This is a genomic window from Paenibacillus sp. WC2504, assembly GCF_052682475.1.
The window spans coordinates 7,709,912-7,732,191 of record NZ_JBQZFH010000001.1 but is presented as its reverse complement, the minus strand read 5'-3'; the positions used below and the strand labels follow the sequence as shown (position 1 = coordinate 7,732,191).

Here is a 22,280-nt window from a genome sequence, read left to right as displayed (position 1 = left end):
TGTATTAAATACAACATAAAAGGGACATTTCTGCTACGAAATAGCCTCTCGTTGCATAAAATATAACCATTTTATCAGAATAGGCGGAAAAAAGGCTCGCCTCTCAAATGAAAGTTGCACTATGTACAACGAAGAGGCAATCTCTCGCTATTTTGCGTGATTTAAATGCACAAAGTACAACATAGGCGATGCAGGAGTGCTTGCTGGTAAGCTGAGAGCCCAAAGAAACCAAACATTGTTTGTCATTTTTACAAAAGTGCGGATAGAATCAGATAAATCATATAAACTTAGATTACAATAAGGCAAAGTTTACTTTGATGCCTGCTTGCAGATGTATGTACATATAGATGCTGAAGTTGCAACAAGAGATAGGAGTGATGCGTGTGGGAAATGCATATGTTCAGATTGGAATGGCGATGCTGCGTACGGGAATTCTGGGATATGGCGGTGGACCGTCTATAGTCCCGTTAGTCCGGTATGAGGCAGTGACGCGTTTTCAATGGATGAAAGATGAGGAGTTCATGGAGGTACTGGCCATAGCGAATACGCTGCCGGGACCCATTGCAACGAAGTTAGCCGGGTATCTGGGCTACCGACTTAAAGGAACAGCTGGAGCAGCCGTTGGGGTGCTTGCGCACATTGTGCCTACCTGTGTGGCGATGGTGGGGTTATATTCATTTATTCAATTTTTTAGTACGTCGCATGTGATCAAAGGGATGATAGCAGCTGTTGTGCCGATTGTGGCGGTGATGCTGGGTGTCATGGCGTATGAGTTTGGGGAGAAAGCCATCAAGGGATTGGGCTGGGTGGCAGGCATTACTTTTTTCGTGATCTCTTTCTTGCTGCTTCAGACGTTTTCTGTGCATCCGGCGATTGTCATTTTTCTCTTCCTCCTATATGGTGCCTTCCATCATAAACTCAAGGATAAGTGGAAGAAGAGACGGCTGGGGACTGGTGAGGACGCATGATGGAATGGTGGCATTTATTGGTTAGTTTTTTTCTGGCAAACGTGTTTGGATACGGAGGAGGACCTTCTTCGATACCATTGATGTATCAGGAGATTGTCACGAACCATGACTGGATGACCAGCAGCGAGTTCTCTAACATGCTGGCGCTAGGGAATGCCCTGCCGGGGCCGATCGCGACGAAAATTGCCGCTTATGTCGGGTTTCAACTCGGCGGATGGGTCGGGGTTTTGGTGGCTGTAGCGGCAACGGTGGTTCCGTCGATTATCGCACTCATCATTTTATTGAATATCCTGCAGAAATATAAGCAATCTCCTGTGATAAAAGGAATGACGCTGCTTGTGCAGCCCGTAATTGCAATCATGATGGTGCTGGTTACATGGAGCAGCATGGTGGAATCTACAAAGACAATCGGATATCTTCAATTTATTGGCATCGCGGCAGTGGCATTCTATCTCATTCAAAAGAGAAAGATTCATCCTGCTTTTGTCATTGTGGCCGGCTTTGTATACGGCGGCATCTTTCTTTCCTAGAGAGCGATTAGCTAAGGAGCAGTCACAAAACGTCTGTTGAGACGCTTTGTGACTGCTCCTTTTTATATTCGCGTTATGTTAGTTGACGCTACTTTGGGCGCTTAGCACAAAGAATGAGGTATTTTTCGTGTACAGCGCTAATAAGATGTGATGTTAATTGACGTATATTTCACCTGAACAGTATAGTGGAAAAAATGGATAGAAGTATGGAGCAGCAGCAGATCCTTCATGGGGAGATGCTGTTTTGAGCATATGCGGTTATAAGAGGAGGGGCGCGATTGAAGAAAGAGGAGCAGTACTCCGTTGAGATGATCCGGATTGTGAAGCAATTTGGCTCGGTTATCGCAAACGACGAGGTGAATTTTCGGGCCAAAGCAGGAGAAATCCATGCGCTGCTCGGGGAAAATGGCGCCGGCAAAAGCACGATGATGTGCATGCTTTCCGGGGTATACCGCCCCACACATGGCGAGATCCGCTTGCATGGCGAGAAAGTGCGCATTCGATCACCTAAGGATGCTATGCGGCTTGGCATCGGCATGGTGTTTCAAAACTTCAGGCTCGTGCAGACTCTAACGGCCGCGGAGAATATTGTGCTCGGAGAAACGTCCTCATTCTGGAGAGGCCAACGTTGGTTAACGCGGAAGTCGGAGGAGATTGAGGCGATTTCCAAGCATTTTGGGCTGCCGTTCCCAGTCGACAGGCCGATCTGGCAGCTATCCGTCGGCGAACAGCAGCGGGTAGAGATTGTGAAGACGCTCTATCGCGGAGCCGACTTTATTATTTTGGATGAGCCGACGTCGGTCTTGACGCCAGGTGAAGTGGAGCAGTTGTTCGAAACGCTGAACCGCATGAAGCAGGAAGGCAAGACTGTCATTATGACAACACATAAGCTGAAAGAAGTGATGTTCGCTTCCGATCATATTTCCGTGATGCGCAAAGGAAAGATGATCGCAACGATGGCGAAATCGGAGACGAGTGAACGTGATTTGGCACAACTGATGGTCGGCCAAGAGAGTGTAACTGCCCGAACGGTTGTGAGGGAGAAGCCATTGGACATTCCTATGCTGGTGGTCAGCGGTTTGAATGCTTATGCAGATCAGGGACGTAAGGTGCTGGATGGGCTTCATTTTGATGTGAAGGCAGGGGAAATTGTCGGAGTTGCCGGCGTGTCAGGAAATGGGCAAAAAGAGCTCGCGGAAGTGTTAACAGGTCTTCGCTCATGGAAAGACGGTGACATCCAATTCGATGGCCTTTCGCTGCGCAATGGTTCCATACGGGGAGCTATCGAGCAAGGCATAGCCCATGTGCCAGAGAGCCGGATGAAGAGCGGTCTCGCTGGCAGTTTGGGAGCGGTCGATAATCTGCTTTTCAAAACTTACCGCTCTCCCGAACGCTCGAGCTTCGGCCTGCTACGCACAGAGAAGAATCGGAATTGGTCGCAGAAGCTTGTTGAGCTCTTTGATGTGAAGACGCCGGGAATCGATGCGCCTGTGCACCACTTGTCGGGTGGCAATCAACAAAAGCTGCTCTTCGCTAGGGAAGTGGACCTCGATCCGAAGCTGATGATAGCGGTACATCCAACGCAAGGGCTCGATGTAGGTGCAACAGCTGGCGTACACGATCTGTTAGAGGGGCTGCGGAAAAAGGGGCGTTCTGTCCTGCTCATATCCGAGGACTTAGATGAGTTGCTGCAGCTATCGGACCGAATTATGGTCATGTACGGCGGACGCATCGTGGGCAATATGGCCCGAGAGGAAGCGAACCGCGAATATATCGGTATGCTGATGGCAGGGTCAGAGGAGGAGGACGCAGGATGAGTGAACAACAAACGGTTGGAACGATTCCGATGGAAACGAAAGTCGTCAAGCGTGAGTCAGGCATACGTCTGCCGTATCGTTTGGAGATTGACCCGGCGGGTCGTGAAAGCCCATGGTGGATGACAATTGTATCCATCGTTTTGGCGCTGGTAGCTTGCGGTATTTTTATCTCATTGAATGGCATGAACCCGATTACCGTTTATGCCAAAATGCTGACGGGAGCTTTCGGCTCTTCCTTCGGCCTGACGGAGACGTTGGTGAAGGCGATCCCGCTGCTGCTGTGCGGCTTGGGCGTATCGATTGCGTACCGGATTTCCGTATGGAATATCGGTGCGGAAGGGCAATTTTTGGCCGGTGCTATGGCGGCGACAGCGGTAACGATCTATTTTCCACATCTGCCTATGTACCTTTCAATTCCCTGTATGCTGGTGGCTAGCATCGCGGCGGGGGGACTTTGGGGGCTGCTGACGGCGATCCCGAGAACCTATTTTCAAGTTAACGAACTGATTACTTCCCTGATGCTGAATTATGTAGCGCTGCTCGCTTTGAATTATGCGGTATTCGGCCCATGGAAAGATCCGAAGGGTTTCAACTTCCCAGGCTCGCCGATGTTCACTGCGGCGCAATCTCTGCCTACTTTTGGCGCTTCGCGGCTCCATTTGGGCATCATTTTTGCCATCGTTGGTGTGCTGCTTTATGCGTTCGTCATTCGATATACACGTTGGGGATATGAACTGCGACTCATCGGAGCCAATGCAGAAGCAGCGCGGAATGCAGGGATAAGGATTTCCAGGCATGTGTTAGTCGTTATGGTCATTAGCGGAGGCCTGGCTGGGCTTGCTGGCATGGGGGAAGTATCGGGTGTGGCACATCGCCTCATGTACGGAATTTCTCCGGGGTATGGGTATACGGCGATTATTGTGGCGTGGCTGGCGAAGTTGAATCCGCTTAGTCTGGTGGTTTCGTCGGTGCTTTTTGGCGGATTAATTGTTGGTGGATATAGTGTACAAACGATTGGTCTCCCGTCGTCGATTTCGTCGATGATTCAAGGAGCTATCTTATTTTTCCTGATTGCAGGCGGTATGGCGGGGAAGTTTCGCATGCGTCGTAACAGCTGATTAACTTGAGACAACAGTAGCCATTGAGGAGAAGGGGCTGAGTGTGATGGAGATCCTTACGCAATTAATTGTTTCGGCTATTTCTTCGGGGACTCCGCTGCTTTTGGCCGTGCTCGGCGGGATTCTAATCGAGAGATCCGGCATCACCCAGTTAGGGGCAGAAGGGCTTATGCTGATGGGGGCGGTAACTTCATGTCTTTTGTACATACATACCGGGAGTTTAGCTTTGGCTATTCTCTGCGTTCTTATCGTGAGTGGACTGCTGGGACTGCTTCATGGGGTGCTGAGTGTATCGCTGCATGCGAATCAAGTGGTTTGCGGATTGGCGATGACGATCTTTGGTACCGGTCTTAGCGCATACCTGGGTAAGCCCGTGAGCGGGCAGCCGTTGACTGGAGCGGTGCCAAAGCTTCATTTGGCATGGCTGGAGAATGTGCCTTTTTTGGGGAAGATTTTTGCGCATATGGACCTGTTTACTTGGTTTAGTTTTGTGCTGGTGCTTGTGATGCATCTGTTTATCCATCGGACTTCGTGGGGGCTGCACCTGAGAGCTGTCGGGGATAATCCTGCAACGGCAGATGTCATGGGGATACCTGTCATCGCCATTCGATATGGCTGCGTTATCATCGGTTCCATGTTGATTGGCTTGGGAGGAGCAGATCTCCTGCTTGTGTACACGCCGACATGGAATGAAGGCATGACGTCCGGGCGTGGCTGGATTGCCGTGGCATTAATTATTTTTGCCAGGTGGAATCCGATTCGTGCCTTGGTGTGCGCGTATTTCTTTGGGGTTTTGGATATTCTGGGTTTCCGCGTACAGCTGATTGGAAGCCATATCCCTTCTTATTTTCTGAAAATGATTCCCTATCTCGTAACCATTCTCGTTCTTATGTACTTAGGCTGGCGTAACCGCAATAAGCCTTCGGGCGCGCCGGAAGCGCTGGGTGTTCCCTATATTAGGGAGCAAAGATTTTAAACGAACATGGAGGGTTGCCGATGAATGAACCAGAGAATCACTTATTCTATTTAAAAAGATGTGTTGAACTCTCCGTACTAGCCAGAAAGTCCGGCAATACGCCATTCGGTGCGCTGCTGGTAGGGCCGACAGGGGAAATTCTTTTGGAGCAAGGGAATATAGAAATAACCGAATCCAACTGTACGGGGCATGCTGAAACCACGCTGATGGAAGCGGCCTCAAAAAAATACAGCAAAGCCGAGCTATGGGCATGCACGCTGTATTCATCTGCTGAGCCGTGCGCCATGTGTGCGGGTTCTATTTATTGGGGCAACGTGGGGCGCGTTGTTTATGGCATTTCGGAGACGCGTCTGGCTGAATTGACTGGGGCGGATGAACAGAACCCGACGTTGGATTTGCCGTGTCGGGTCGTTTTTGCTCGAGGAAGCAAACCGATACAGGTTATCGGTCCGGTTCCGGAGATTGAGGCGGAGGCTGTTGCCGCGCATGCCGGTTATTGGGGATGAAAATCGCTAGCCACAATGCGTTCGACCGACAATGGCTTCCGTGTTCCGTTACGGAACGGTGGCTACATGGGGGGCTGGTGGTAGAGCGGCTCTCGGCTAACGGACTCAGGTGCCGTTATTTGCTACTTTTAGGGGAGGATTAGTGTCTAACGGACTCACATGCCGTTATTGGCCATGAAGTTGCCTAAAACAGTGACAAAATCCATAAATAACGTCATCTCAGTCCGTTAGCATCTCAATTTCGCCGATATGGGCAGAATAACGGCTTCTGAGTCCGTTACTTCAACGCGATTCAGAAGTCCGAAAATGAAAGCCGCTAGGGAAAACTCCGTGTCCCTAGTGGCTTTTTTTGTAATTTCACAAAAAAAGTTTCTGATGTTATGAAACTTTACAAACTTCTTTCATATAAATTGACCCATGGGGATGGCGCATTTACAATGAAACAAATCTTGATCAAGAATGGTTAACATTTACATCGTTATCGAGGTGATGGGGAGTGGCGCTAACGCTTCAGGAAGTAAATGAACTGACACAAGAAGGGTTCGTCGAGAACTTCGGCCCTTTGTTTGAACACTCCCCTTGGGTGGCGGAGCGGGCGTGGAGTTCACGGCCTTTTGCAACAAGGCAGGATCTGATCAGCAGTCTGGAAAGGGAAGTATGGCGCGCGGGTCGGGAAGAGCAGTTGGCTCTGCTGCGAGCTCATCCCGATTTGGGAACACGAGTTCGTATTACGGACCACTCCGTAAATGAGCAGGCGGGAGCAGGCCTGAATCAGTTATCACCGGAAGAATATGAGCGGTTTCTCCAGCTTAACAAGCAGTACACGGAGGCTTTTCAGTTTCCGTTCATCATGGCCGTCAAGGGTCAGACCAAGGAAACGATTCGCGAAGCGCTGAGCCATCGCATTCATCGAGAGGTGCAGGAGGAGATGGGCAAGGCTTTACAGGAGGTTTGCAAAATCGGGCGGTTTCGCCTAGAGGCATTGCTAGTAGACGAAGCGGAGGGGAAAGCGATGAAGAACGGATCTGAGAGAATCATGTACTACGGCAAAGGCGACGTATGGGTGTACAGGTCCTATGCAAAACCGCTAACCAATCTGACATTAATCCCTGAATCGGGTTTTGTGGGACGAGACAATGTGCTTTTTGGGATGAATATTAAGGTGGCGGTTAGTGGGGAGAAGTTTTTCACTTCTTTTACAGAGGGGGATAACACCTTGGTCGTAGCCACGGATTCCATGAAAAATTTCATCTTGCGCAAAGCTGGAGAATACGAAGGTGCAACGGCTGAAGGTTTTCTCGCCTTCGCAAGCCGCAAGCTGTTAGAAACATACCCGCAGATGACCGGCGTGAAAATGACGGCCGACCAGGTTGCTTTTGATCCGCTGCCGGTTCCGGGAGCCAAAGGCTTCGAGAATGGGAATCTGGTCTACCGGTATTCACAAAATGAGCATCCGACAGCCAAAGTAGAGCTCACAAGGACGGAAGAGGGAATTGCGATTCAGGAGCACGAAGGCGGTATGGCTGATCTGAAGCTGATCAAGGTGAAGGGCAGTTCATTCGCAGGTTTTGTACGAGATGAGTATACAACACTACCAGAATCCTATGACCGCCCGCTATTTATTTTCCTGGATATTGCTTGGAGCTATGAGGAAGTGGAGGATGCGCTGGATTCGGATCTGGGACGTTATGTGGCTGCTGAGCAAATTCGGGACATCGCACATACGGTTTTTCATGAACAGCACTCGCCATCGATTCAAAATCTCATCTACCGCATCGGACAGCGCGCATTACTAAGGTTCCCGCAGTTAAAAGAGATTCGGTTCGAATCGAATAACCGTACGTGGGAAACCATTCTGGAACACGCCACGGCAGGTGAAGGAAAGGTGTTCACAGAGCCTAGACCGCCGTATGGTTTTCAAGGCTTTTCGATGACAAAGCGTGATCTGGAGGGCCTATGAGCGCTGGACTAACAACGCACGTTTTGGATATTAGCCAAGGCAGACCTGCACAAGCGGTGCGGATAGAGTTGTACCGTCTTCAAGGGGGAAGGGCAGAGCTTCTTCGAGCGGAAATCACGAATGCAGATGGCCGATTGCAGGGACCGATGTTGAGTGGGGAAGATTTTGTACCTGGAACCTATGAATTAGTTTTCCATGTCGGAGATTATTTCAGGGAGACGGGAGTCCTTCTAACCGATCCTCCTTTTCTGGATCAAGTGCCAATCCGTTTCGGCGTTGCCGCAGCAGATAGCCATTATCATGTCCCGCTTTTGATTGCACCGTGGGGATATAACACATATAGAGGAAGCTAGTGTTTGGTAAAAAGCGTGGCTATATCTACGTCCGAGGGAGGATTTCGCATGGATGATCAACAGTTTGACCTCGTGATTCGCAAAGGTACCGTTGTGCTCATGGATGCCGTGCGGCAAGTAGACATCGGTATTCTAGGCGGCAAAATTGCTGCGCTAAGCGAAAATCTCATGTGCTCGGAGCAGACGCCTGTTTATGAGGCGGAGCACCTGCATATTCTGCCCGGCATGATCGATGCACATGTTCATTTCAACGAACCGGCGCTTGGTCATTGGGAGGGATTCGCGACAGGCTCGTCGTCTCTCGCAGCAGGAGGATGCACGACATTTATCGATATGCCGCTTAATGGCGTACCTCCAACTGTAAGGCTCAGCGCTCTGGAACAAAAGCTGGCAGCGGCTGAAGGACATTCCGTGGTCGATTATGCCCTGTGGGGAGGATTGGTTCCCGGCAATATCGGGAATCTGCAGGAACTGGCGGAAGCCGGCGTCATTGGCTTCAAGGCTTTCATGTCTTGTCCAGGCGGAGAAGGGGAAGATATTTTCGCTGAGGTGGACGACAAAACACTCTATAGAGGCATGCAGGAGATCGCGCGCTTGGGGTTAGTGCTCGCTCTTCATGCTGAAAGCGAAGAGATCGTATCCAAGCGAGCCTCCAAGGCTCAAGCGGAAGGCAGACGAGGAGCGCTCGACTACGTCGCGACGAGGCCAATCGCTGCAGAGTTGGAAGCGGTGAACCGCGCACTGTGCTACGCAGAGCAGACGGGCTGCCGGCTGCACTTCGTGCATATTTCCAGCGCGGAAGGTGTGCAGGCCATCACGGAGGCGAAGGCCAAAGGGCTGGACGTCACGGTGGAAACGTGCCCGCATTATTTGGCACTGACCAGCGCCGATCTGGCGCAGCTGGGGCCGGTTGCGAAGTGCGCGCCACCGCTGCGCACGGCGGAAGATCAAGACCGGCTGTGGGCGGAGCTGATGGCCGGGCGGCTCGACATCCTCGCTTCGGACCATTCCCCGTGCCCAACATACATGAAGCAGGGGGATTTCTTCGAAGCGTGGGGCGGCATCTCCGGGGCGCAGAGCTCCATGGAGCTGATGTTGGATAAGGGGCATCTTCGCAGAAATGTGCCGCTGCTTGAGCTGTCGAGGATGCTTTCGCTTGAGCCTGCCAAGCGTTTTGGACTGTATCCTCGAAAGGGAGTTATTGCGGTCGGAGCGGATGCCGACTTGGCATTGGTTGATCTGAGCAGGGGGTATACCCTGCAGGCGAATGATTTGCTTTACCGCCACAAGCATAGTCCTTATGTGGGGCGGGCGTTTGGATGCCGTGTGCAGGCGACCTTTTGCCGTGGAAGTAAGGTGTATGAGCTTGGAGAAGGAGTTACGGAGACGGCTGATGGCGCATGGTTACGTCCTGCAGTGATCGTTGGAGGTGAGGTCGGTGGCTAAAAGAGTACCGAATTCACTTGATTTGCTGTCCCAATTTGGAGAGCGGATGCTGGTGGAGTTGGAGGAGCTTTCCTCGTATGGGGCTAATGCCGAAGGAGGAGTGACTCGACTGCTGTACACGGAACCATGGCTGATGGCACAGCGAGCGATTGTTAACAAAATGCAGCAGCTGGGGTTGGAAGCCGGATTTGATGCTGTTGGCAATGTATTTGGAAAATTGCCGGGCAGTCAGCCGGATGCGAAGCCGTTACTGACTGGTTCACATATCGATACGGTCAAAACCGGCGGAAAGTACGATGGCGCCTACGGTGTCGTAGCCTCGATGATGGCTTTGGGTTATCTGAAAGCAGCTTACGGTGCTCCGAAGCGAACGTTAGAAGCCGTCTCGTTCTGTGAAGAAGAGGGCAGCCGATTCCCGTTGGCCTACTGGGGCTCAGGGCATGTCACCGGCGTAAGACCCTTACAGCTTGCAGCCGAGATTGCAGATAGCGACGGCGTTACTTTGCTTGAAGCGATGCGGGAAGCAGGATTTGATGCTACAACTGCTGGGCAGCAGTATCCGGCAAAACGCGAATTCATTGGCGGCTATATCGAAATTCATATTGAGCAAGGTTCTATTTTAACCTATAAAAAGAAACAAATTGGCATTGTAACGGCCATCGTAGGCCAAATCCGACTAACTGTACAGGTAACAGGCAGCTCCAATCATGCGGGAACAACCCCGATGATGATGCGCAAGGATGCGCTTGCCGGAGCGGCAGAAATGGTGGCAATAACGGAGCAAATGGCCCTTGAGGCAGGAGAGCCGCTTGTTGCTACTGTGGGACGTTTGGAAGTGAAGCGGGGAACCTCGAATGTGGTGCCGGGCGAAGTGGAGTTTACACTGGATATTCGGCATACTGACGAGCCGGAGATGCGTACATTTTGTGTAAGGTTGCTAACAAAGCTCGAAGAGATCGCGATGCGAAGAGGGCTTACTATAGAAACGGTTGAAAATTTACATGCTCCACCGGTCGCGATGCAGGAAAGCATGGCGAACGAAATTGAGGCTGCCTGTGAAGCCGGCGGATTTCAACATATGCGGCTGCCAAGCGGCGCAGGACATGATGCTCAGCTGTTCGGACCTATATGTCCGTCAGCGATGATTTTCGTGCCGAGTGTTGGCGGCATAAGTCACAGTCCGGAGGAATTTACGGAAGCGGATGATCTGATCGCCGGATTTCACACACTGGTTCATGTGTTATACCAATATGGCTATGGGGGGAAAGCAGATGAAATACTATAAGGACTTGTCGCCCTCACTGAGAACCATTATGACCCCCGGACCTGTAGAGGTCGATCCACGGGTGCTGCGTGCGATGTCTTATCCGATTCTGGGGCAGTTCGATCCTGAATTTACAGAATTAATGAATGAGACGATGGAAATGCTTCGCGATGTATTTCAAACGAGCAATCAATGGGCTTATCCGGTAGATGGCACTTCGCGTTCCGGAATTGAGGCCGTGCTTGTAAGTGTTATTGAGCCAGGGGACAAGGTGCTTGTTCCTATTTATGGACGTTTCGGTCATTTGCTTGTAGAAATCGCTGAACGCTGCGGTGCAGAGGTCTTCATGTTGGAGCGGGAGTGGGGGTCTGTGTTTGACACACAGGAGATCATAGGCACCATCCACCGGGAAAAACCGAACATCGTCGCGATGGTTCACGGCGAAACGTCAACGGGCAGCATCCAACCGCTTGATGGCATCGGCGCAGCTTGCCGGGAAGTGGATGCGCTGCTAATCGTGGATGCTGTAGCCACAATTGGCGGTGTCCCGGTTCAAACGGATGCTTGGCAGCTCGATGCTGTCATCGGCGGGACGCAGAAATGCTTGTCCGTTCCATCCGGAATGTCGCCGATCACCTATAATGATCGAGTCGAAGCCAAGGTGCTGCGGCGTAAAACGATTGAACGGGGGCTGCGTGATCAAGGGGCGGTTGTTTCCAGTTTGAAGCCAGTGGCGAGCAACTATTTTGACTTGGGTATGCTGCAGGATTACTGGAGCCCGAAGCGGCTCAATCATCACACGGAAGCGACATCTATGCTTTATGCTTTGCGCGAAGGGCTGCGCCTAGTCCTGCAGGAGGGGCTGGAGGAACGCTTCCTTCGTCATAAGCGTCATGAAGCAGCGCTGGTCGCAGGCCTGCAGGCCATGGGGCTTACGCTGTATGGGAACCCGACCTGCAAGCTGCCGGTCGTCACCTGCATCCGCATTCCGGATGGGATTGACGGGGAGTCCGTACGTTCAATGCTGCTGAATACGTTCGGAATCGAAATTGCCAGCTCTTTCGGGCCGCTGAAGGGTCAAATTTGGCGAATCGGCACGATGGGCTTTAGCTGTAATCAAAAGAACGTACTTCACGTTCTTGGCGCCCTGGAGGCTGTTCTTCTCTGGCACGGAGCCGATGTGAATGTTGGTGCAGCGCTGCAAGCAGCCCTCACTCAATATGCGCGTAAGGAGGAGGAACAGCCATGTTAAACATCATGCCGCGAGCGGAGCGTGCCATGGTTGCTACGCCTCATTATTTGGCTAGCAGCGTGGGCAGCGCGATTTTGCAGCAGGGAGGCAATGCTTTTGACAGTGCGATAGCGATTAGCGCGACGCTCGGCGTTGTGTATCCGCACATGACGGGCATTGGCGGCGATGCTTTCTTCCTGATGTACGATGCAGCGACAGGCACCTATACAGGTTTTAACGGAAGCGGGAAGTCTGCTGCGCTGGCGAGCCCTGATTTCTACGAGGCTAAAGGTTTGCAAACGATTCCGCAGAGAGGGATTCTGAGCGCGATTACGGTGCCGGGTATGGTAGATGCGTGGTGGCAGGTGTGGGAGAAATACGGCAAGCTGCCTTGGGAGAAGCTGCTGGAACCCGCAATTGCTTACGCGGAGAAGGGGTTTCCGATTTCACGTAATTTGCGCTTCTGGATGCAGAAGGATGAAGTGTTCATTCGGTCCTCTGAACAGCTTAGCGCGCTATATATGGCTGGCGGCGAGCTTTTGAAGGAAGGGGATCGACTGGTTCAGAAAGAGATGGCCGAGACGCTGCGCCAGATAGGTCGGGATGGCCGGGATGCTTTTTACAATGGTGCTGTCATGAAAGCAGTTGTGGAAAATATGCAGCGGGATGGCGGATTGCTGCAGGAAGAAGATTTTACGAGTTATGCCGGGGAATGGGTGAGGCCGCTCTCTACCACATACCGTGGCTATGAAATTTATCAAATGCCGCCGAACTCGCAAGGATTCACAGCGCTAATGATGATGAATATGCTGGAAAATATAGAAGTAAGCGCGGTTCCCAGAGCTTCAGCCAACTTTTATCATATCATGTCGGAAATTATAAAAAAGGCGTTTAAAGACCGTGATCTGTATTTAACTGATCCGAACTTTCGGGAGATTCCGCTGGAGCGTCTGTTATCCAAGGATTATGCCAAGGAGCTCTGGCAGGCAATACAGGATGAGCCGTTTAAGGCAAGTGAGCATTTATCTCCGGCGATCGGCCAAGATACGGCTTATGCGGCTGTCGTTGACGAAGCGGGCAATTCCGTTTCCTTTATTCAAAGCCTCTATTTCGACTTTGGCGCTGCCTATGTGCCAGGGGATACGGGGATGATTATGCAGAATCGGGGCTCCTTTTTCTCGCTGGACCCTGCTTGCGCGAACGTGTTGGAGCCGAAAAAAAGGTCGTTCCATACGTTAATGCCGGCTATTGTCAGCAAGGAAGGTAAGCCGTACATGTTATATGGCACCCAAGGCGGGGAAGGTCAGCCGCAAACGCAGCTTTCCATCCTTACCGGCGTACTGGACTATGGATTGTCCATTCAAGAAGCAATATCACTTCCCCGTTGGGTCTACGGACGTACATGGGGGGAAGACGGAGATGCGTTGAAACTTGAGCATCGTCTGGATGATGACGTCTATGCCCGTCTCAAAAAATGGGGACATCGGGTAGAACCAATGAAAGCATGGGATGGCATCATGGGGCAAGCGCAAGGGATTGTCATTGATGAGCGGGGTTTTATGAGCGGAGCTGCGGATCCGAGAGGTGACGGTCTTGCAATCGGCTGGTAAAACGATGATAAGACGATGATGCCATAAGAAGCGAGGTGATCTGAGGGATGGAAGCCTACGACATTTTACAAGCGGTAGAGGATTGTGCGCAGTCAGCTGTGTTGGCGACGGTCATTCATGTAGAAGGGCATGCTTACCGGAAGCAAGGAGCCATGATGCTGCTGCTCTCGGATGGCAGCTTGTACGGGAGCATCTCTCCGGGCTGTTTGGAAGCCGATCTATCCGGATATGTCCCCCTCGTCGAGGCATCACAGAAGCCGCAAATGGTGGAGTACGACATGCGGCCTGCCGATGATTTCGGCTGGGGTGAAACGATCGGGTGCGGCGGATTAATTCGCATTCTGCTTGAGCCGGTCACCGGTGAACTGCTGGTTCACCTCCTGGCGGCCAAAGCGGCTGTGGACCGCGGAGAAGTGATGCGGTTAACACGCTCGTTTGCTGAGGGGTATTCCGATATACAGTATAAGTTGAGTGGGATAGATAAGGATGCGTCTCCATCTTCTTCTTCCTCTGATTGCCAATCGTTATCCAATGCGTATGTCTACACGTTCAAGCCTAAGCCCAGAGTCATCGTGTTTGGTGCTAATCAAGATGCTATTCCGCTCGCAGGGCTGGCCATAAGCAGCGGATTTCGCGTAGTGGTCGCGGATTGGCGCGACGCCTACTGCACGCAAGAACGTTTTCCCGGTGCGGAGACGGCTGTTGCTTTTCCAGGAGAGCTGGTTAAAAAGCTAAGATTGACCGCTGACGACTATGTCGTTGTTATGAGTCACCAGTTCGATAAAGATGCTGAATTCGTGCGGGCAGTTCTGAAATTGCGATTGCGCTACCTCGGCATTATGGGATCACGTTCAAGATCCGAGAGGCTGCTGGACGGTATGGAGCGACCGGAATGGGTGCATTATCCCGTTGGTTTAAACATTGGTTCAGAAGGTCCCATCGAAAATGCTATTAGCATCGTAGCGGAGTTAATTAGCAAAAAGCGAAATGTACGCGCAAAGGAAGAATGGAGCTCCTCCGTCATATCGGGAGATATCCAAGGGTGCCGCCCATGGTGAGCGCTGGGAAGCGAAAAATCGTTGGCGTCTATCTGGCAGCCGGCAGCTCCAGCCGAATGGGGACATCGAAGATGTCCTTAGAACTGGCGAGAGGCGTTCGGCTAGGCGGGGTTGCTCTCCAGCAAGCGCTGAGCTCGGAGCTAAGCAGTATGGTTGTTGTCGTGCGTGCAGGCGACACTTTAGATTGGCTGCCAGCATCTGCTTTAGCGCAAATACCGCTGGAACGCTGTCATATTGCGGTCTGTTCAGATGCAGCAATCGGCATGGCGCATTCACTGCGCACAGGCATTCAGGCAGCCAAGGAGCTGGGCGCAGAGGGAATCATGATTCTGCTGGCGGATCAGCCATTCATTGATATGGCGATGTTGTATAACCTTACGAATGCCTTCAATGAGCATACAGGAGAGGACTATATCGCCAGCGGAGATAAAGGTCAACCGAAGCCTCCGCTGATTATGGGACCGAGCATGTGGCAGGCCGCAGCTTCGCTCAAAGGGGATGTCGGGGCACGTTCCTTGTTTCGCTCGCCATTGTACCGGGGGCGTATCCTTGAGGGTACCGAGTTGCTATTCATGGACATAGACACAGCAGACCGATATGAAGAGGCGAAAAAGCTATTTGCCGACCACTTCATGTCAATTTAAATAACATATTTGAAGCGAAAAGTGCATTATTACTAATGATGCGCTATTTTTTTATACAAAAACACAAAATGATGTTAAGTTAGTTGACTCTGTTTTTGCAAATTGTTTATAGTTGATCTAATTTAACTACGGATAATTTGTGGAAAACGGCGGTTCAGAATACGCTGAGGAGGTTTTGTTCATGTCAGTTCCTTTGTACCAGCTGCCGGAGCAGCAGCCTTCGGTATGGCAGCCGACAAGCGTAGAGGAAGCCATGCAATTAAAGCATCAATGGGGAGACAACTCGGTGTTAATCTCAGGCGGCACATGGCTTCGCACACGCTGGGAAAATGGTCTTTCGTCGACCCCGCAGCACTTGATCAGTTTGGGGCGCATTCCCGCTCTTTCGGGTTTAACCATTGACACACAAGGTCATGTTCATATAGGTCCAGCCTGTTGTTTATCTGATTTGATGGAAAATGAGTTGATGAGGCAGCGATGCGGACTCTTGGTGCAAGCTTGTTCGGAAATTGCAGCACCTTCTGTCCGTAATTTAGCTTCGATCGGAGGCAATGTGGTAACCCGCACGGGAGATCTCATTCCGGTTCTCCTTGTCATGGATGCCCAAGTGGGGTGGTCGGATGGGCAGAAAGAGCGCATCCTGCCGCTTAAGGAGTGGCTGGAAAGCAAGCTTTTTACCTCTGATGAAATGATGACCAAGATTGTGGTGCGAGCTTCTGGGCAGGTTTCTGCGAAACAGACTGAGGCAGAGCAGCAGACTAACGTGGGGCCGAACAAGGTAGAACAACTCGAACAAGACGCTTCCCGGACCCATGAGTTTTATTTGAAAGTAGGGCGAAGAGAGGCATTTACCCCATCTGTCGTAACGGTTGCAGGCAGTTTAAGGATAGAGGCGGACGGAACTATTGCCGCCATCGCTTTAAGCGCAGGCGGAGGAAGCGCTGTTCCGGCGAGGTTCGCCGAGCTTGAGAACGCGGTCACCGGTAAGCTTTTATCCAAGGAGGTCCTGCAAACGTTGCATAAGGGAGTGTCTGAAGGGTTCGAGGCTGTAGCGGATGATTACGCAGGTGTTGCTTACCGCAAGATAACGGCGGCGAATCTGATCGTTTCCGAGTGCTACAAAGCTTGGCGAAAAGGGGGCGGAGCCTATGCTCCTAGGTCGTGATACGTATGCAAAAAAGTGGATCATTCGTCCCGATGGTGAAGAGAAGGTCACGGGGAAGCTCCAATACCTGACGGATTTAACGGCACCGGGTATGCTGCATGGGAAAGTGTTAAGAAGCAAGTACCCGCATGCGTGGATACTATCCATTGATACCAGCAGAGCCAAAGCGGCAGCGGGGGTTCGCGCCGTTATTACAGCGGAGAATGTGCCGGGCATGAATTTGTTCGGCATTGCCTTCCCGCATCAGCCTGTCCTCTGCCACGATCGTGTCCGTTATATCGGTGATGCAGTGGCGGCCGTAGCAGCGGATACAGAGGAGATCGCTGAGTATGCGCTTAGTTTAATCGAAGTTGTCTATGAGCCGCTGCCGGTTGTAGACAATCCGGAAACGGCGCTGGACGAAGGAACTGTGCTGCTACATCCGGATGGCAATCTGCTGCATCGAACCAGCCTGAAGCAAGGTGAGGCGGAATCTGCTTTCGCGCAGTGTGCGCATATCGTAGAGGAGACCTACTACACCCCAAGGCAAATGCATACCTACATGGAGACAGAGGGCGGCCTGTTTATTCCGGAAAAAGATGGCCGGCTGACGGTGTACTCGCCAACGCAGCATGGCTATAAAGACCGAATGCAGCTAGCACGTATTCTCGCCATGGAAGAAGAGCAGATTCGTGTAGTATCCAGTCCCATTGGCGGATCGTTCGGCGGGAAGGATGAGCTGAATGTGCAGCCATTCGGTGCCCTGCTTGCGCTAATGACAGGCGCTCCCATCAAGATGCACAATTCCCGCAAGGAGTCGGTCATTGCCGGGATCAAAAGGCATCCGATGCGCATCACAATGAAGACGGGTACGGATGCAAATGGACATCTTATCGCGCATCAAGTCAGCATTCTTGCAGATACAGGCGCTTACGCAACGTTGGGCTGTGAAGTGCTGAACTTTGCCACTGAACATGCGATAGGGCCGTATACGATTCCTCATATTGATGTAAAAGGGACTAGTGTTTATACGAATAACGGCGTATCCGGAGAGTTTCGGGGATTCGGCGGCAATCAGGTGATTTTTGCCGTGGAGAGTCAGATCGAGCGGCTCGCTGAGAAGCTCGGGATGGACGCTTGGGAGCTGCGCAGGCTGAACCTGCGCGCTCCTAGCGACCCTGGGCCAATGGGCCAAGAGATTGTGCCGACCGAAGGCGCCAGCCAGGTATGGCACAAGGCGCAGGAGTCGCCGCTCTGGGCGAAGCGGGGCCAGTCGCAGGCGAGCGAGCTTGAGCCGTGGCTGCGCCGTGGCATCGGCGCCTCGATGGTGATGCACGGCGCCGGGCTCGGCCTCGGCATCCCGGATCACTCCGGCGGACGCATCGAGCTCACGCCGGAGGGCAAAATCCAGGCCTCCTTCGGCTTCGAGGAGTTCGGGCAAGGGCTCTACGCAGCGCTCACGCTGATGCTGCAGGATTGCTTCGGCTGCGCCGCCGGTGACATCCGCATCGTCATCGGCGATACCGACCGCGTGCCGAGCAGCGGCTCGAGCACGGCATCCCGCGCCACCACGATGATGTGGCGCGCCCTGCAGCGGCTGAAGCCGCCGTTCGTGCAGGCGCTGCTGGAGCAGGCGGCTGCGCTTGGCGGCTTCGCGCCGGAGGAGCTGACAACCGGCGTTGGCGGGATCCATCGCAAGAGCGATGGGGAGGGTGAGCCGGTTGTGACGTATGCGCAGTTGGCGGCGGCTGCCTTATCAGCAGCGAAGCCGATCCTGGCGCAGACGGCTTTTGACTACCCGACGACACCGGCGGGGCAGGTAGGAGCGCATTATTTGTACTCCTACGCTGCCGCCATCGTGGAGGTAGAGGTGAACATGCTGACAGGGAGGGTGAGAGTGGTTGCGACGGACCACGTGATTGCAGCCGGTCCTGTCATTAATCCGATGGGCTTCCTCGGTCAAATTGAGGGAGGCAGTGTAATGGCTTTAGGCTTCACATTAACGGAGGATGCTGTTATGCAGGAAAGCTCCTATGTGAGACATAATTTGGACACTTACCTGATTCCAAGTTTTCGAGATAGTCCGCAAATCATTCGTGTAGAAGCGATTGAAGAATTACCCGAGGGCGATACATTCGGCCCGCGGGGGGTAGGCGAAATCGGCAGCGTCGGATTGGCGCCGGCAATTACGGCAGCGGTTCGCCACGCAACCGGCATTTGGGTGAACCGGCTTCCGATTTCACCGGAAGACATCGTGCAGTCCATCGATTGGTTAGAAGGGGTGGAGGCCATTGATTAATACAACGTATGTGCTGGAATGCTCCATCAACGGGAAAGAGATCGCGATTCCGGTTCCTGCTTCCAAGCGGATGTCAGATATTTTAAGAGACGACTTGCGCCTAACCGGTACCAAAGTTTCTTGTGAGATTGGACGATGCGGCGCCTGCATGGTGCTGCTTGATGGAAAGCCTGTAAATGCGTGTCTGCTCATGGCTTATCAAGCCGCAGGTAAGCAGGTAACGACCATAGAGGGGATATCCGGAGGGGAAACGCTGCATCCTGTTCAACAAGCGATGTTAGAGGAAGGAGGGCTGCAGTGCGGTTATTGTACCGCCGGGATGGTTGTCACGTTAACGGCCTTGTGGGCCAAAAACCCCGCCCCGACAAGGGCTGAGGCCGAGCAAGCGCTGTGCGGCAATTTATGCCGCTGCACCGGTTATGAAGGGATTTTCAGAGCGGTAGAACGATGTGGTTTGTCGATAAAAAGAGAGGGGTAGAAGCCATAATGCCAAGAAAACTGATGTTATCCTTAACTGCTATCTTCCTAATGATCCTATCCGCTTGCTCCAGTTCACCCACATCCACGACAAGCACCACGACAGCACCAGCGAGCTCCCCTGCGGCGGCTTCAACTGCGGGCACAACCTCTTCAACCCCTACGCAAACAGAGAAAAAACTGCCTAGAGTCGCCTTTGTTTATATCGGAGTGCCCGGTGACGGAGGCTGGACCTATGAGCATGATCAAGGTCGTCTGATGATGGAGAAAGAGCTGGGTATCAAAGCGACTACGGTTGAAAATATTCCTGAGGGCCCTGACGCGGAGCGGGTTTTCGAAGAATTGGCACAGAAAAACGATATCATTTTCGGAACCTCTTTCGGCTATATGGACCCGATGTATAACGTGGCGCAAAAGCACCCGAATGTGAAATTCCTCCATGCCACAGGCTACAAAACACTGCCTAACATGGGGACGTACATGGGACGTGAATATCAAAGCGCCTACCTCGTCGGCATGGCTGCAGGCAAAATGACGAAAAACAATCACCTGGGCTATGTGGGTGCGTTCCCAATTCCGGAAGTCATTTATACCATTAATGCTTTTACCTTGGGCGCACAAAGCGTGAATCCGAACGTGGACGTTTCCGTTGTTTGGAGTAACACTTGGTTTGACCCGGCAACGGAGAAGCAAGCGGCTATTTCCCTGCTGGATAAAGGCGTTGACGTGCTGGCTGCATATCAAGATTCGCCTGCTGGCATTCAAGCGGCTGCTGAGCGCAAGGTATGGGGAATCGGTAACGATTCCGACATGGGTCGCTTCGCTCCGGAAACGTACATTTCCAACCCGAAATGGAATTGGGGCCCTTACTATGTGAAAACGGTGAAAAGCGTTATGGACGGTACTTGGAAGTCCGAAGCCTACTTCGGCAGTATGAAGGAAGGCATCACGGAAATGGCACCGCTTGGCAAAAATGTGCCGGCTGACGTAAAGGAGCTTATCGAGAAGAAAAAGCAGGAGATTCTGGCGGGAACCTTCGATGTGTTCCAAGGCCCGATTGTCGATCAAGACGGCAAAGTTCGATTTGAACAGGGCAAAAAGATGACAGATGAGGAAATCCTGGGTACAACCTGGTTTGTTAAGGGCATTAAAGGTGTCATTCCAAAATAACATGGGGAAGGTTGTGGGACGATGACGATACAGGATAAGACGCTTCTTGATGAATGGCACCCGGTATTGTTGTCGTCGGCGCTGACGGATCGACCGGTTCCCGTTGTTGTACTGGGGGAAAAGGTGGCTGTTTTCCGCACTTCTGACGGCGTTCACGCCTTCAAAGACTTGTGCATTCATCGGGGCGTTCCGCTCTCTCTGGGCAAAGTCAAGTCAGATGAACTCGTGTGCGCTTACCATGGCTGGTCTTATAACGGCTGCGGGACGTGTACACGAATTCCCTCACTGCCTGCCAATCGGGCGATTCCTTCGAAAGCGAAGGCTTTTGTCTACGCCTGTGTGGAGGCACACGGATTTGTCTGGGTATGCCTGGGGGAACCGGAAGGGCCGATGCCGAAGGTGAGCGCTTATATCCCGGAGGGCTTTAAAGAAGTATGGATGGGACCGTATACCCTGCAAGCTGCAGGTCCTCGTATTATTGAGAATTTCCTCGATGTCTCCCACCTTATGTTTGTTCATGAGGGTCTGCTGGGCGATAGTGATTATACTGAAATTGGCGATTATCAGGTGCATGAGGAGGACGGTGTCCTCACTTCGGAGGAAATCGTCGTCTACCAGCCCGACCCCGATGGGACGGGGCGTGGGGTACATAGCCGTTACGTGTACGAAGTGTATGGCCCGCTTAGCGTTGCTTTTACGAAAAGAGATCGGGATACGGATCATATCTTCCGTTTGTTCCTCATGGTGCTGCCGGAATCCGAGCAGCGCAGCCAGGCTTTTATGCTCAAGCAGCGGAACTATGCGTATGAGGAGCCGGATGATATTTTCATCCAGTTCCAGGACCTGCTGATCGAGCAGGACCGCGAAATGGTTGAAAATCAGAAGCCGGAGCTGCTGCCGCTGGATTTGCAGGCAGAGCTGCATTTGAACACGGACCGATTAAGTATTGCGTATCGCAAGCGGTTAAGGGAATTGGGCGTCACATTTGGGACTGCTTAATGTGGTTAAATAAGTAGGGCTATCGAAGGGGCTGGGAGTGGCCTTTTTGGTAGTCTTTTTTTATCAAACAGAATCGTATGTGGGAACTACGGTCCGTTATTTCTGCACTTTGAAGCCATATGGACAGCGAGAGGGAACTATGGTCCGCTATAATGCCGATTTTGGCGGAAGTGTGCGGGGATTTGAAGAAATAAGGCCTCTGTAGTTCCGTTTGCACAATGAAATATGCGATATTTATCAAAATAGCGGACTCATAGTCCCTATTATTATTACAATACCTCCCCGAACGCCCCACAACCCCTCTCAAATATATTCCATATGTGTACTAATTAACATATTATTTGTTATACTGATTCACGGCGCAAGACTAGTAGACTTGCATGACCAACTTTTCGGATGAAAGAAATGCAAAAAAGATCGTATAACAGCCAAAAGCTGGTTATACAATCCTTTTTGATTTTGGTAAAATAAGACAACGGGATTAGAACCAGTTGCAGATTGGTTCGGTTTGTTTCTTCTCTCTTGTTGTAAAGGTTTTCACGATCGCTGACGATTCCTCTCTAGAAAGGGCACCAGCAACTGCTAGAGGGTTTGATACTGGGTTTAATTCAAGATTTTTTAGCATGTGAACAACGTCGTGCAGCTTAGAGGCTAATTGGATAGTCATTGTGTAGAAAGACTCCCTTCAACAATTTTTTAACTACTATTTG

The 22,280-nt window shown here is 51.8% G+C and carries 19 protein-coding genes; all 19 read left to right on the top strand.

Annotated features, from left to right (window positions below):
- Window positions 1–383 precede the first annotated feature (383 nt).
- The 19 genes from ACUN27_RS35300 (at window position 384) to ACUN27_RS35210 (ending at window position 21,570) form a co-directional block, all read left to right on the top strand.
- Window positions 384–968 carry a chromate transporter gene (locus ACUN27_RS35300; RefSeq protein ID WP_445560499.1) on the top strand — a complete coding sequence of 195 codons (585 nt, stop codon included), beginning with the start codon at window positions 384–386 and terminating at the stop codon, window positions 966–968.
- Entirely contained in the window at window positions 965–1,498 is a 534-nt protein-coding gene (locus tag ACUN27_RS35295) for a chromate transporter (RefSeq protein WP_315955634.1), read from the top strand. The genes ACUN27_RS35300 and ACUN27_RS35295 overlap by 4 nt, the downstream gene beginning before the upstream one ends.
- Window positions 1,499–1,806: 308 nt before the next feature.
- On the top strand, window positions 1,807–3,315 hold the full coding sequence (locus ACUN27_RS35290; protein WP_445560702.1) for an ABC transporter ATP-binding protein: 1,509 nt from the start codon (window positions 1,807–1,809) through the stop codon (window positions 3,313–3,315).
- Window positions 3,312–4,433, top strand: a complete 1,122-nt coding sequence (locus tag ACUN27_RS35285; RefSeq protein WP_445560498.1) for an ABC transporter permease — start codon at window positions 3,312–3,314, stop codon at window positions 4,431–4,433. Before ACUN27_RS35290 ends, ACUN27_RS35285 begins: the two co-directional genes overlap by 4 nt.
- Before the next feature lie 46 nt (window positions 4,434–4,479).
- Complete coding sequence (locus ACUN27_RS35280; RefSeq protein ID WP_315955636.1) at window positions 4,480–5,409, top strand: ABC transporter permease; 930 nt, start codon at window positions 4,480–4,482, stop codon at window positions 5,407–5,409.
- 20 nt (window positions 5,410–5,429) lie between these two features.
- On the top strand, window positions 5,430–5,915 hold the full coding sequence (locus ACUN27_RS35275) for a nucleoside deaminase (RefSeq protein WP_315955637.1): 486 nt from the start codon (window positions 5,430–5,432) through the stop codon (window positions 5,913–5,915).
- Window positions 5,916–6,411: 496 nt separating this feature from the next.
- The gene (gene pucL, locus ACUN27_RS35270; protein ID WP_326062343.1) at window positions 6,412–7,875 is read left to right on the top strand and encodes a factor-independent urate hydroxylase; all 1,464 of its coding nucleotides are present in this window, start codon (window positions 6,412–6,414) and stop codon (window positions 7,873–7,875) included.
- Complete coding sequence (uraH, locus tag ACUN27_RS35265) at window positions 7,872–8,228, top strand: hydroxyisourate hydrolase (protein ID WP_315955640.1); 357 nt, start codon at window positions 7,872–7,874, stop codon at window positions 8,226–8,228. Before pucL ends, uraH begins: the two co-directional genes overlap by 4 nt.
- A 48-nt stretch (window positions 8,229–8,276) precedes the next feature.
- A complete protein-coding gene (locus ACUN27_RS35260) occupies window positions 8,277–9,674 on the top strand; it encodes an allantoinase (RefSeq protein WP_326062342.1) in 1,398 nt (465 codons plus the stop codon).
- On the top strand, window positions 9,667–10,959 hold the full coding sequence (locus ACUN27_RS35255) for a M20 family metallo-hydrolase (protein WP_326062341.1): 1,293 nt from the start codon (window positions 9,667–9,669) through the stop codon (window positions 10,957–10,959). Before ACUN27_RS35260 ends, ACUN27_RS35255 begins: the two co-directional genes overlap by 8 nt.
- Complete coding sequence (locus ACUN27_RS35250; RefSeq protein WP_326062340.1) at window positions 10,946–12,190, top strand: pyridoxal-phosphate-dependent aminotransferase family protein; 1,245 nt, start codon at window positions 10,946–10,948, stop codon at window positions 12,188–12,190. Before ACUN27_RS35255 ends, ACUN27_RS35250 begins: the two co-directional genes overlap by 14 nt.
- Complete coding sequence (ggt, locus tag ACUN27_RS35245; RefSeq protein ID WP_326062339.1) at window positions 12,184–13,779, top strand: gamma-glutamyltransferase; 1,596 nt, start codon at window positions 12,184–12,186, stop codon at window positions 13,777–13,779. Before ACUN27_RS35250 ends, ggt begins: the two co-directional genes overlap by 7 nt.
- Before the next feature lie 47 nt (window positions 13,780–13,826).
- Complete coding sequence (locus ACUN27_RS35240; RefSeq protein ID WP_326062338.1) at window positions 13,827–14,837, top strand: XdhC family protein; 1,011 nt, start codon at window positions 13,827–13,829, stop codon at window positions 14,835–14,837.
- Window positions 14,831–15,481 carry a nucleotidyltransferase family protein gene (locus tag ACUN27_RS35235; protein ID WP_315955756.1) on the top strand — a complete coding sequence of 217 codons (651 nt, stop codon included), beginning with the start codon at window positions 14,831–14,833 and terminating at the stop codon, window positions 15,479–15,481. The genes ACUN27_RS35240 and ACUN27_RS35235 overlap by 7 nt, the downstream gene beginning before the upstream one ends.
- Before the next feature lie 181 nt (window positions 15,482–15,662).
- On the top strand, window positions 15,663–16,646 hold the full coding sequence (locus ACUN27_RS35230; RefSeq protein WP_315955646.1) for an FAD binding domain-containing protein: 984 nt from the start codon (window positions 15,663–15,665) through the stop codon (window positions 16,644–16,646).
- On the top strand, window positions 16,630–18,924 hold the full coding sequence (gene pucD / locus ACUN27_RS35225; protein ID WP_315955647.1) for a xanthine dehydrogenase subunit D: 2,295 nt from the start codon (window positions 16,630–16,632) through the stop codon (window positions 18,922–18,924). Before ACUN27_RS35230 ends, pucD begins: the two co-directional genes overlap by 17 nt.
- Window positions 18,917–19,402, top strand: coding sequence for a (2Fe-2S)-binding protein (locus tag ACUN27_RS35220; protein ID WP_127455571.1), 486 nt, complete (start codon window positions 18,917–18,919; stop codon window positions 19,400–19,402). The genes pucD and ACUN27_RS35220 overlap by 8 nt, the downstream gene beginning before the upstream one ends.
- Before the next feature lie 8 nt (window positions 19,403–19,410).
- The gene (locus ACUN27_RS35215) at window positions 19,411–20,571 is read left to right on the top strand and encodes a BMP family ABC transporter substrate-binding protein (protein WP_315955648.1); all 1,161 of its coding nucleotides are present in this window, start codon (window positions 19,411–19,413) and stop codon (window positions 20,569–20,571) included.
- Window positions 20,572–20,592: 21 nt separating this feature from the next.
- Window positions 20,593–21,570, top strand: a complete 978-nt coding sequence (locus ACUN27_RS35210) for an aromatic ring-hydroxylating dioxygenase subunit alpha (RefSeq protein WP_326062968.1) — start codon at window positions 20,593–20,595, stop codon at window positions 21,568–21,570.
- Window positions 21,571–22,280 lie beyond the last annotated feature (710 nt).